Below are 11,016 nucleotides of genomic sequence, written 5' to 3'. Positions count from 1 at the left end.
ATGCACTCTCTGAAAAACATCGCTTTATCTCTGCTCGATCTCGTTGCCGTGCGCGAAAACGGCACCGTAGCCGAGGCGTTGCAGATCGCCCTGCGCACCGCGCAACATGCCGAAGCACTGGGCTTCAAACGGTACTGGATGGCCGAGCATCACAATCTGGCCGGCGTGGCAAGTTCGGCCACGGCGGTGCTGGTGGGCTATGTGGCCGGCGGCACGCAGCGCATCCGCGTGGGGTCGGGGGGCGTCATGCTGCCCAACCACGCGCCGCTGGTCGTGGCCGAAGCCTTTGGGACCCTCGCCGAGCTGTATCCGGGGCGCATCGATCTGGGTCTGGGACGCGCGCCGGGCACCGATCCGATGACCATGCGCGCGTTGCGCCGCGACCGCATCGAGCGCGAAGAAGATTTCCCGCGCGATGTGGCCGAGCTGCAACATCTGCTCGCCCCGGCCGAGCCCGGTCAGCGCCTGGTCGCCATGCCCGGTGCGGGCACGCAGGTGCCCATCTGGCTGCTGGGCTGCAGCCTGTTTTCTGCGCGGCTGGCGGCGCAGCGGGGGTTGCCTTATGCCTTCGCCTCACACTTCGCGCCCCGCCTGCTGCATCAGGCGCTGGAGTTGTATCGACAAGAGTTCCGGCCTTCGCCCGCGCTGGCGCAGCCTTACGTCATCATCGGCGTGCCCCTGATCGCCGCGCCAACCGACGAAGAGGCGCAATTTCTCGCCAGCAGCACCTATCAGCGCGTGCTGGGCATTCTCACCGGGCAGCGCGGCCGACTGCCGCCGCCGGTGGCGCGCTATCTGGAACAGCTTCACCCGCAGGAGCGTGCCGCGATTCAAGACTTTCTCGCTGCCGCCGTCATCGGCAGCCCCGAGACGGTACGGCAGGGCTTTGCTGCGCTGGCCGAGTCGACGCAGGCGGACGAATTCATGCTGGTCTGCGATGTATTCGACGCACCGCTGCGGCTGCGCGCGCTCGACATCGCCGCGCAAGCGATGACATGAGCGCCAAGGCCCGTTCCACACCCGCCACATCGGCAGCCGCCGCATCGCAGCGCCTCGACAAATGGCTCTGGGCGGCGCGCTGGTGCAAGACGCGCGCGCTCGCGGCGTCGCAATGTGAACTGGGCCGCGTGTCGGTGAACGGCGCTCCGGCGAAACCGGCCAAAGAGGTGCGCATCGGCGATGTGCTGGTGATTCAGCAGGAACGAGAGCGCCGGGAAGTGGAGGTGCTGCAGGTCGGGCTGCAGCGGCAGTCCGCACCGCTGGCGCAAGCCCTGTACCGCGAGACCGAGGCCAGCCGCCTGCAGCGTGAAAGGCAGGCCGAGTTGCGCCGCTTGAGCCCGGAGCCGGAAGCGGTGCGTCAGGGGCGACCGAGCAAACTCGATCGCCGGGAGTTGCAGCGTATGCTCGACAGCAACCTCGATTGAGCCACCCTTGCCGCCCATGCCGGACACCGCACGTCTCTACCCCCGTCATCCCCGAAGCTACAAGCCGCTGAGTGGCGTGCGCATCGTCACTCTGGCGCTCAACCTGCCGGGCCCGGCCGCCGCTGCCCGCCTGCGCGCGCTGGGCGCCAAGGTGCTGAAAATCGAGCCGCCCGGCGGCGACCCGATGGCGCAGATGTCGCCCGCACTCTACCGCGCCATGCACAAGGCGGTGCCGGTGCGCAAGCTCGATCTGAAAACCGCCGGAGGCCAGACGGCGCTGCACGAGCAACTGCAACAAAGCGACCTGCTGCTGACGGCGTTCCGCCCCGCAGCGCTCAAGCGGCTGGGGCTGGACCGGCGCAGTCTGACCGCGCGCCATCCCCAACTCAGCGCCGTGTTCGTCGTCGGCTATCCGGGGGCGCAGGGACATCTGCCGGGGCATGATCTCACCTTCCAGGCCGAGGCCGGGCTGATCGATGCCGCGCAACTTCCCGCCACGCTGCTGGCCGACATGACCGGCGCGCTGCTGGTGAGCGAGGCCGCCCTGGGCGCGCTGCTGCACCAACGCGTGCAAGGCAAGGGGGCGATGCTGGACATTGCGTTGTCCGACGCGGCCGGTTTTGCCGCCGTGCCCCGCGCGCTGGGAATGACCGCTTCGGGGCAACTGCTCGGCGGCGCCTTGCCCGAATATGGCGTCTATGTCTGCGCCGACGGGCTGGTGGCGATTGCGGCGTTGGAGCCCCATTTCAAGCAAGCTCTGGCGCTGGCGGCGCAAGGGGCGACGCACCGATCGATCGCCCGCTGGTGCAAATCGCACACCGCCGCGCAGCTCACCGCGCTGGCGCAGCAACACGATCTGCCGCTCTGGGCATGGACGACCTGAAGCCCCAAGGCCCGCCCGAGGCCGACCTCACGCCGCGCATGCGCGAGCTGTTGCAGCGCATTGCTCGTGCGGGGCAGCCTGCGTTTGAGCAACTCACCCCCGCAGCCGCCCGCGCCGCCTATGCGCGCATGGCCGAAGTGCTCGACTTTCCCCCGGCCGTGCTACCACTGTGCGACACGCTCGATTGCCCGAGCCGCGATGGTGAGCGCCTCACGCTGCGCCGCTACGCCCCCCGCGTTGCCGACTGGCAGGCGCCGCAACCCGCCTTGCTCTACTTGCACGGCGGCGGCTTTGTCATCGGCAGCGCGGCCACGCACGATGCGCTGTGCCGTCAACTCGCCTTGCGCTCGGGCTGGATGGTGCTGTCGCTCGATTACCGGCTCGCACCGGAACACCGCTTTCCCACAGCATTCAACGACAGCTGGGATGCGCTGCAATGGCTGCACGCCCACGGCGAGATGCTCGGCGTGGACACGCACTGCCTCGCCATCGGCGGAGACAGCGCCGGTGGCACGCTGGCGGCGGCCTGCGCCCTGGCGGCGCGCGACGCCGAGCTGCCGCTGGCCTTGCAACTGCTGTTTTATCCGGGCATGGGCTGCGGGCATGAAACGCCGTCGCAACAGCGCTATGGGCACGGATTTTTGCTCGACCGCGAACAGATCGACTGGTTTTTCGGTCACTACCTGCGCGACCCGCGCGATGGCGCCGACTGGCGATTCGCCCCGCAACTGGCAACCCAGCACCAGGGCGTGGCTGCGGCTTGGATCGCGGTTGCCGGCTGCGATCCGCTACGCGATGAGGGTCTAGCCTACGGCACGTTGTTGCGCCGCGCCGGGGTGAAGGTCGAGATGACCGAATGGCCGGGCGTCACCCACAATTTCATCAAAATGAGCCGGGCCTTGCCCGAGGCGGGTCAGGCGGTGGAAGCCGCCGCACTCGCGCTACGGAAGGCGCAGGCTCAATCGGGCGCGGTGAGCGCGTAGGGCAGGGCGCCCAGCTTTAGTTCGGGACCTTCGGCGTTGCCCAGATGCAGGCCCGGCTGTTCGGCGAGGGCGATTTTCAGCTCGGCCAGCGCCCACCAAACACCCGCAGCATCGGCCGCGGCATTCACCACCACGCCGCAGGGCTGGCCCGGATCGGCTGCGTGCACCAATTCCTGTCCCGGCTGCATGGCGGCCGGGCCGCTCACCACATACATCCGCCGCTTGAGGGTGCCGCGGTACTGGCTACGCGCCACCACTTCCTGCCCCGGATAGCAGCCCTTTTTGAAATTCACCCCGCCGATCAATTCAAAGTTGAGCATTTGCGGCACGAATAACTGCTGCGTTGCGGCGGCGAGGCGCGGCAGCCCCGCGCGAATGTCCTGCAGCGCCCACTCAGACGGCGACAGCGCGGGCAATGCGGCAAGTTCCGCCTGCAGCGCGGCCTGCGTGGCTTGCTCCCGCTCGGTCAGCAGCACGCAACGCACCGCTGAGCCCGCCTGCGGCAGACGCAACAAAAGCGCGCTGCTTTCCAGCCGCCGCACGCCCCAGGGCTGGGCGGGGGGAGCGAGCGAGGCCGGGTAGTCGGCGGCGGTGTTGCCCAACAGTCCGTGCCGCGCCCACTGCGCGCTGGCGTCGTCGAGGGTGCATTTCAGGCGCAGCACAAACATCCGCAGGCGCTGCAGTGCGGCGGCGGCAATCGAGGCGTCGAGCAACAGGCCGATCTGCTCGGGCGCCAGGTGCACCGCGATGAAGTCGGCCAGCATCCGCCCCTGCGGGTTGAGCAGCGCGGCCAGCCGCGCCTGCTCGTCCGGCCAATGCTGAAAATCCTGGCTGAGCTGGGCATGAAGCAAATCGGCGCCCTGCGGTCCCGAGACACGCAAGAGGGAGAGTTGATCGAGAGGACAGGAGAGCAGAGGCATGAGCGGCTGATGGTTAAGCCCCCTGAATGGGGGCTCGGCTAGGCTAGTATAGGAAGGTTATTTGCCACCGGCGCGCGGTGGTCGGCGCCCCGGCGGCAACTTCCTTCCACTTACAACGTGCGTTTTCTGCGAAAACTCCTTCTTCTCGGTTTGATCGTTCTGGCCCTGGCGGCCGGGGCGTCTGTCTGGTGGGCCAACCAGCCCATCGCTCTGCGCGAGAGCCCGCTCGACTTTTCGGTACGCCCCGGAAGTTCCGCCCTGTCGGCGGCGCAACAGGTCAAGGCGCAGGGCGCCGACCTGCAGCCGCGCCTGTTCTATTGGCTGGCCCGCCTGAGCGGACGCGGCGCGGAAATCAAGGCCGGCAGCTACGAAATCAGCACCGGCATGACGCCGTGGGAGTTGCTCGAACGTATGGCGCGCGGCGATCAGACGCTGAAATCCATCACCATTCCCGAGGGTTGGACTTTTGAGCAGATGCTGCAGTCGCTGGCGAAGGCGCCCGGTCTGCAGCATGACGTGGGCGACCTCACCTCTGAGCAGATCATGCAGCGTATCGGCGCTCCGGCGCAGACCCCGCCCGAGGGGGAGTTCTTCCCCGACACCTATCTGTATGCGCAAGGCTCGTCAGAGCTGGACGTGCTGCGCCGCGCCTATCAGGCGATGCAGAAACGCCTGGCCGCCGCATGGGCGCAGCGCGCGCCCGACCTGCCGCTGAAAACGCCGCAGCAAGCGCTCATCCTGGCTTCGATCATCGAGAAAGAAACCGGCAAGCCGTCTGACCGCGAAAAAATCGCCGCCGTGTTCATCAACCGTCTGCGCGCGGGCATGCCGCTGCAGAGCGATCCCACCGTGATCTACGGCATGGGCGCGCGCTACAAGGGCAATATCACCAAACGTGACCTGCAAACGCTCACGCCCTACAACACCTATGTCATCAACGGCCTGCCGCCAACGCCCATCGCGCTTCCGGGCGAGGCTTCGCTGCAGGCGGCATTGCATCCCGCGCCGATCAAGGCGCTGTATTTCGTGGCGCGAGGCAACGGCGCCAGCCAGTTTTCCGACACGCTCGCGCAGCACAATGCGGCTGTGGCACGTTACATCCTCAAGACTCCATGAGCGCACTCAATCCCTACCGTCCCGGCCTGTTCGTCTCTCTCGAGGGCATCGACGGCGCAGGCAAATCGACCCAGTTGCAGACCGTGGTCGATGTGCTGCGCGCAACCAACCGCCAGGTCATGCTCACCCGCGAGCCGGGTGGCACCGAAATCGGCGAAAAAATCCGCGAACTGCTGCTGCACGAGACCATGCGCCCGGCAACCGAAGCCCTGCTGATGTTCGCGGCGCGGCAGGAGCATGTGCTGCGGGTCATCGAGCCGGCCCTGCTGGGCGGCACCGATGTGGTGTGCGACCGCTTCACGGCGGCGACGCTCGCCTATCAGGGCGGCGGCAAGGGCATTCCCACCGAACGGCTCGAAGCTCTGGCCCGCTGGGTGCATCCGGGGCTGTACCCGGACTGCATCATCCTGATCGATGTGCCGCCCGAGGTGGCCGCGCAGCGTCTGGCGCAGACGCGGCAGCGAGACCGTTTCGAGCAGGAAAGCGTTGATTTTTTTGCCCGGGTACGCGCCAACTACCTGCAACAGGCCGCCAGCGCGCCCGAAAAATGGCGAGTGATCGACGGCACACAAACCCCGGAAGCGGTACAAAATATCATCACAGAACACTTGAAGAAAGTTTTGCAAGAGTTTGATTCAAAATGAATTCCTCTTGGCTTATTCACGCACCACGAGGTTATGGCAAATGGCCGCTACTGCAGCGCGCGGCTAACGCGCTGCTGTGCGAATCGCCCCAGTCGCTCACGGCCTCCGAGCGTGAAGCCGCTCGGCTTCCCGCTGTCCTGCCCACCTACAAGGCCTGCGGGCACTGCGCCAGTTGCGCGCTGCTGGCAGCGGGCACGCACCCCGATTTACTGATCGCAGCGCCCGAGGCGATGTGGCCCGAACTCGGCCTGAACCCGTCTGAAGAGACAGCGCCACGCTCCGAGACCAAGACGGCGAGCCAGGAGATCCGCATTGAGCAGATCCGCCGCCTCAACGACTGGTCGGTGAGCACCAGCCACCGCGGCCGCGCCAAGGTGGCGCTGATCTATCCGGTCGATGCGCTCAATGCGGCCGCTGCCAACGCGCTGCTCAAGACCCTCGAAGAACCGCCGGAAGACGTGCAGTTTCTGCTCGGCGCCCACCGGCTCGACTCCTTGCTGCCCACGATTCGCAGCCGCTGTCGCCTGGCGGCACTGCCGCGCCCAGGGGCAGCCGAGGCGCAGCAACAACTCGGCGGGAAGACGGTGGCGACCGGGCCACAGCAGGCCGTGCTGGCCTGGTGTCAGGGCGCGGTCTATCAGGCCAACCCGGCGCAAGGGCTTGAATGGGCCGAAAGCCTGCTGGACGTCTTGTCGCGCCAAGCCGCCAGTCCGCAGTCGTCCACCCTGCCGCCGCCGCCCGATCAGGCGGCTGGCGTCGCGACCCTGCTGAAAATCGGCAGCGATCTGCAGCGCGTGCAGTCTGGCGCGCCCCCGCTTTATCTGCCGCAAAAATTGTCGGCTCTGACCGCACTCGCCCAGCGCATCGCACCGCTGAAAATGGCTGATGCCCTGGACGGCTGGCGCCAGAAACAACGGCTGGCCGGGTTTCCTTTGAATCAGGCACTCGCCAGCGACGCACTGCTCCTAGAATTTGCCCAGCTTTTCTCCCAAGGAGATTGATTCATGGCTACCGCCCCCCGCGCCGCAAGCGCTGCCGCCAACAAGCCCCGCGTTCTTCAGCTGGCCATCAAGGAGAAACCGGCGCTGTATGCCTCGTACATATCCTTCTTCCCCGAGGGCGGCATTTTTGTGCCCACGCCGCACGAATACCGGCTGGGGGAGGGCGTCTATCTGCTGCTCACCATTGTGGACGACCCGCAGCGCTATCCGGTCGAAGGCAAAGTCGCCTGGATCAACCCGGCCAATGCCGCCAACCACCGCCCGCAGGGCATCGGCGTGCGTTTTCCCGCCGACGACAAGGCGCGGCACCTGAAGGTGAAAATCGAAGAAGCGCTGGGCGCCGCCGAGGCCAGTGGCAAGCCGACCAACACCATTTGATGTCGTCTGGAATACCGCTGAAATGACCGCCGCACTGACCGATTCCCACTGCCACCTGGCCTATCCGGGCCTGGAAGAACGCCTCGACGACGTGCTTGCGCACATGCACGACAAAGGCGTGACGCGGGCGCTCAACATCTGCACCACGCTCGAAGAATTCGACGCGGTGCACGCCATCGCGCTGCGTTACCCCGGGGTGTGGGCTTCTGTGGGGGTGCACCCCGATAACGAAGGCGTGCGCGAGCCCGCGGTTGAAGACCTCGCGCGCCTGGCCCAATTGCCGCGCGTGGTCGGCATAGGCGAAACCGGGCTCGACTATTTCCGCCTGGGCGAGCGCACCGTGGCCGATATGGAATGGCAGCGCGAGCGCTTTCGGGTGCATATTCGTGCCGCCTTGCAGCTCGACAAACCGCTGATCATTCACACCCGCGCCAGCGCCGAAGACACGCTCGCCATTCTGGCCGGGGAAGGGCAGGGACGTGCGCGGGGCGTGATGCATTGCTTCACCGAAAACTGGGATGTCGCGCAGCGCGCCCTCGATCTGGGCTTCTACATATCCATCGCGGGCATCGTCACTTTCAAGAACGCCCAGGCGCTGCGCGATGTGGCCGTGCAAATTCCGGCCGACCGCCTGCTGATCGAAACCGACAGCCCGTATCTGGCCCCCATGCCGCATCGTGGCAAGACCAATGAGCCGGCCTATGTGAGTTACGTCGCCGACTATCTGGCCGAATTGCGCGGCGTGGATCGGGACGCGTTGGCAGAACAGACCAGCGATAACTTCTCTCGGTTATTTCTTCAATAAATCATTGAGTTGAGAATAATAGTTAAGGTGGTTTATGAATAGAGGCCGACGCCAGTTTCTCCAATCATCCGCCGTGGCGGCGCTGCTCGCGGGCTCGGGTGGGTGGGCTTACGCCGGGGCTTACACCGACTTTTTCCGCGCCGTCAATATCGACGACGTGGGTGCCGTGCGTAGTCTGCTGGCGCAGGGTTTCGACCCGAACGCGGTGGACAGCAAAGGCAATTCGGCGCTGTATCTGGCGCTGCGCTACAACTCGCTCAAGGTCGCCAAGGTATTGATCGATGATCCGCATATTCATCTCAATTACCTGACCCCGTCCGACGAAAATGCATTGATGATCGCCAGCCTTCAGGGCGATCTCGACATCGTCAAACTCATGGTCGAGAAAGGCGCGGAAATCAACAAACCGGGCTGGACGCCGTTGTCCTATGCCGCCACCCGGGGGCGCACCGAAATCGTCAAGTATCTGCTCGAACATTCCGCCTACATAGACGCCGCCGCGCCCAACGGCTCCACGCCGCTGATGATGGCCGCGTATTTTGGCTATGACAGCACGGTCAAGCTGCTGCTCGAAGAAGGCGCCGATCCGAAGCTCAAAAATGCCATGGGTTTCACCGCGCTGACCTTGGCGACCAAAATGAACCACAAGGACATCGCCAACATGATCGCCAAAGCGCTGGGCAAGGATAGACCGCAGGGTTCCTGGTAAGCGCGCCATTCCTGCCCCTTGGCCGGGTGTCATTATGAGAACATATGTGCATTATGTTAAGTATGCAACATAACTGCACATCGAGAGATTGACGGCGGCCCCTCTCGAAGCCGCCGCCGGTAGAAACCTGTTTCAGTCCGCGTTGCGCACGCAGTCCACGAAATAGCGTTTGTTTCCGCTGGCGTCGGTTTCGGTCACCAGTCCATGCACGTCGGTGGCAAATCCCGGAAAGCGCAGGTTGAAATCGCGGGCGAATTTCAGATAGCGCATGATGGGCGCGTTGAAGCGCTCGCCCGGAATGAGCAGCGGAATGCCCGGTGGGTACGGCGTGACCAGCGCTGCGGTGATGCGGCCTTCGAGCTGGTCGATCTCCACCCGCTCGATGTCGCGGTGCGCCATCTTGGCGTAGGCGTCAGTCGGCGTCATGGCCGGCTGCAGATCGGAGAGATACATCTCGGTGGTCAGGCGGGCCACGTCCTGCTCACGATAGGCTTCGTGGATCTGCTGACACAGATCGCGCAGACCGATGCGCTCGTAGCGCGCGTTCTGCGCCACGAACTCAGGCAGGATGCGCCACAGCGGCTGGTTGCGGTCGTAGTCGTCCTTGAACTGTTGCAGCGCCGTGACCAGGGTGTTCCACCGGCCTTTGGTGATGCCGATGGTGAACATGATGAAAAAGCTGTAGAGCCCGGTCTTTTCGACGATCACGCCATGCTCTGCCAGGAACCGGGTGACGATGGCGGCCGGGATGCCTGTGGCGTCGAAATCGCCGTTGATGTTCAGCCCCGGTGTGACGATGGTCGACTTGATGGGATCGAGCATATTGAAGCCGTCGGCCACGGCGCCGAAGCCGTGCCAGTCATCGGTGGCGTGCAGCAGCCAGTCGTCGCGCTCGCCGGTGCCCTCTTCCGCCAAGCCGTTCGGCCCCCAGACCTTGAACCACCAGTCCTGTCCGTAATCGGCGTCGACCTTGCGCATGGCGCGGCGGAAGTTCATGGCCTCCAGAATGCTTTCTTCGACCAGCGCAGTGCCGCCCGGCGGCTCCATCATGGCGGCGGCTACATCGCACGAGGCGATGATGGCGTACTGCGGCGAGGTGGAGCTGTGCATCAGATACGCCTCGTTGAAGCGGTGGAAATCAAGCTGCTGGTTTTGCGCGTTCTGCACCAAAATCTGCGATGCCTGGCTCAGTCCGGCGAGCAACTTGTGCGTGGACTGGGTGGCAAACACCATGGCCTCTTTTGTGCGTTCGCGGTCGGGGCCGATGGCATGCATGCCGCGATAAAAGTCGTGGAAGCAGGCGTGCGGCAACCAGGCTTCGTCGAAATGCAGGGTGTCGATGTGGCCGTCGAGCATCTGCTTGATGGCATCGACGTTGTAGAGCACGCCGTCGTAGGTGGACTGGGTGATGGTGAGCACCCGCGGCTTGACCTTGCCGACGAGATGTCGCGTGAGCGGATTCTCGGCAATCTTGCGGGCGATGTTGTCGGGGTGGAATTCGGCCAGCGGAATCGGCCCGATGATGCCGTAATGATTGCGCGTGGGGGTGAGGAACACCGGCAGCGCGCCAGTCATGATGATGGCGTGCAGAATGGATTTGTGGCAGTTGCGATCCACCACCACCACGTCGCCCGGCGCCACGGTAGAGTGCCACACCATCTTGTTCGAGGTGGAAGTGCCGTTGGTGACGAAAAACAGGTGATCGGCGTGGAAGATGCGCGCCGCGTTGCGCTCGCTCGCCGCCACCGGGCCGGTGTGGTCGAGCAACTGGCCAAGCTCATCCACCGAGTTGCACACGTCCGCGCGCAACAGGTTTTCGCCAAAGAACTGGTGGAACATCTGCCCCACCGGGCTCTTCAGAAACGCCACCCCGCCGGAATGCCCGGGGCAATGCCAGGAGTAGGAACCATCGGCGGCGTAGCCGACCAGGGCGCGAAAGAACGGCGGCGCCAGCGAATCCATATAAGAACGCGCCTCGCGGATGATGTGCCGGGCGACAAACTCCGGTGTGTCCTCGAACATGTGGATGAAGCCGTGCAGCTCGCGCAGGATGTCATTCGGAATATGCCCCGAGGTGCGCGTTTCGCCGTAGAGGTAGATGGGAATCTCGGCGTTGCGAAAGCGGATCTCCTCAATGAAGGCGCGCAGGTTGT

12 protein-coding genes are annotated in these 11,016 nt (G+C 65.0%); 10 read left to right on the top strand and 2 right to left on the bottom strand.

Translation table 11 applies throughout. From position 1 onward, the window contains the following. The 4 genes from AC2VLV_RS05600 to AC2VLV_RS05585 all read left to right on the top strand — a co-directional run. On the top strand, window positions 1-999 hold a 999-nt coding region (locus AC2VLV_RS05600; protein WP_486989035.1), incomplete at its 5' end, for an LLM class flavin-dependent oxidoreductase. Beyond that, entirely contained in the window at window positions 996-1,424 is a 429-nt protein-coding gene (locus AC2VLV_RS05595) for an RNA-binding S4 domain-containing protein (RefSeq protein ID WP_486989034.1), read from the top strand. The genes AC2VLV_RS05600 and AC2VLV_RS05595, both read left to right, overlap by 4 nt. A gap of 16 nt (window positions 1,425-1,440) precedes the next feature. After that, entirely contained in the window at window positions 1,441-2,307 is an 867-nt protein-coding gene (locus AC2VLV_RS05590) for a CoA transferase (RefSeq protein WP_486989033.1), read from the top strand. Further along, a complete protein-coding gene (locus tag AC2VLV_RS05585) occupies window positions 2,295-3,290 on the top strand; it encodes an alpha/beta hydrolase (RefSeq protein WP_486989032.1) in 996 nt (331 codons plus the stop codon). The genes AC2VLV_RS05590 and AC2VLV_RS05585 overlap by 13 nt, the downstream gene beginning before the upstream one ends. Here the strand turns inward: AC2VLV_RS05585 and ygfZ are convergent. Beyond that, window positions 3,266-4,210, bottom strand: a complete 945-nt coding sequence (ygfZ, locus tag AC2VLV_RS05580) for a CAF17-like 4Fe-4S cluster assembly/insertion protein YgfZ (protein ID WP_486989031.1) — start codon at window positions 4,208-4,210, stop codon at window positions 3,266-3,268. The two genes, AC2VLV_RS05585 and ygfZ, sit on opposite strands and share 25 nt — an antisense overlap. A gap of 117 nt (window positions 4,211-4,327) precedes the next feature. Between ygfZ and mltG the strand changes: the two genes are divergently transcribed. The 6 genes from mltG to AC2VLV_RS05550 all read left to right on the top strand — a co-directional run bounded on the left by mltG (window position 4,328) and on the right by AC2VLV_RS05550 (window position 8,863). Beyond that, on the top strand, window positions 4,328-5,326 hold the full coding sequence (gene mltG / locus AC2VLV_RS05575; RefSeq protein ID WP_486989030.1) for an endolytic transglycosylase MltG: 999 nt from the start codon (window positions 4,328-4,330) through the stop codon (window positions 5,324-5,326). After that, window positions 5,323-5,970, top strand: a complete 648-nt coding sequence (gene tmk / locus AC2VLV_RS05570) for a dTMP kinase (protein WP_486989029.1) — start codon at window positions 5,323-5,325, stop codon at window positions 5,968-5,970. Before mltG ends, tmk begins: the two co-directional genes overlap by 4 nt. Beyond that, on the top strand, window positions 5,967-6,971 hold the full coding sequence (locus AC2VLV_RS05565) for a DNA polymerase III subunit delta' (RefSeq protein WP_486989028.1): 1,005 nt from the start codon (window positions 5,967-5,969) through the stop codon (window positions 6,969-6,971). The genes tmk and AC2VLV_RS05565 overlap by 4 nt, the downstream gene beginning before the upstream one ends. A 3-nt stretch (window positions 6,972-6,974) precedes the next feature. Beyond that, window positions 6,975-7,349: a PilZ domain-containing protein gene (locus AC2VLV_RS05560; protein ID WP_276708413.1), complete on the top strand. Its 375-nt coding sequence runs from the start codon at window positions 6,975-6,977 to the stop codon at window positions 7,347-7,349. Window positions 7,350-7,371: 22 nt separating this feature from the next. Continuing rightward, window positions 7,372-8,154: a TatD family hydrolase gene (locus AC2VLV_RS05555; RefSeq protein ID WP_486989027.1), complete on the top strand. Its 783-nt coding sequence runs from the start codon at window positions 7,372-7,374 to the stop codon at window positions 8,152-8,154. 73 nt (window positions 8,155-8,227) lie between these two features. Then, the gene (locus AC2VLV_RS05550) at window positions 8,228-8,863 is read left to right on the top strand and encodes an ankyrin repeat domain-containing protein (RefSeq protein WP_486989026.1); all 636 of its coding nucleotides are present in this window, start codon (window positions 8,228-8,230) and stop codon (window positions 8,861-8,863) included. A gap of 132 nt (window positions 8,864-8,995) precedes the next feature. On the opposite strand, the gene AC2VLV_RS05545 is transcribed toward AC2VLV_RS05550, so the two are convergent. Beyond that, window positions 8,996-11,016, bottom strand: a 2,021-nt coding sequence (locus AC2VLV_RS05545; RefSeq protein WP_486989025.1) for an Orn/Lys/Arg family decarboxylase, incomplete at its 5' end; no start/stop codon positions are given.

The organism is Thiomonas sp. TH-17 (assembly GCF_057473305.1).
The sequence above is the reverse complement of the archived record's forward strand: the minus strand, read 5'-3'. Positions and strand labels throughout refer to the sequence as shown.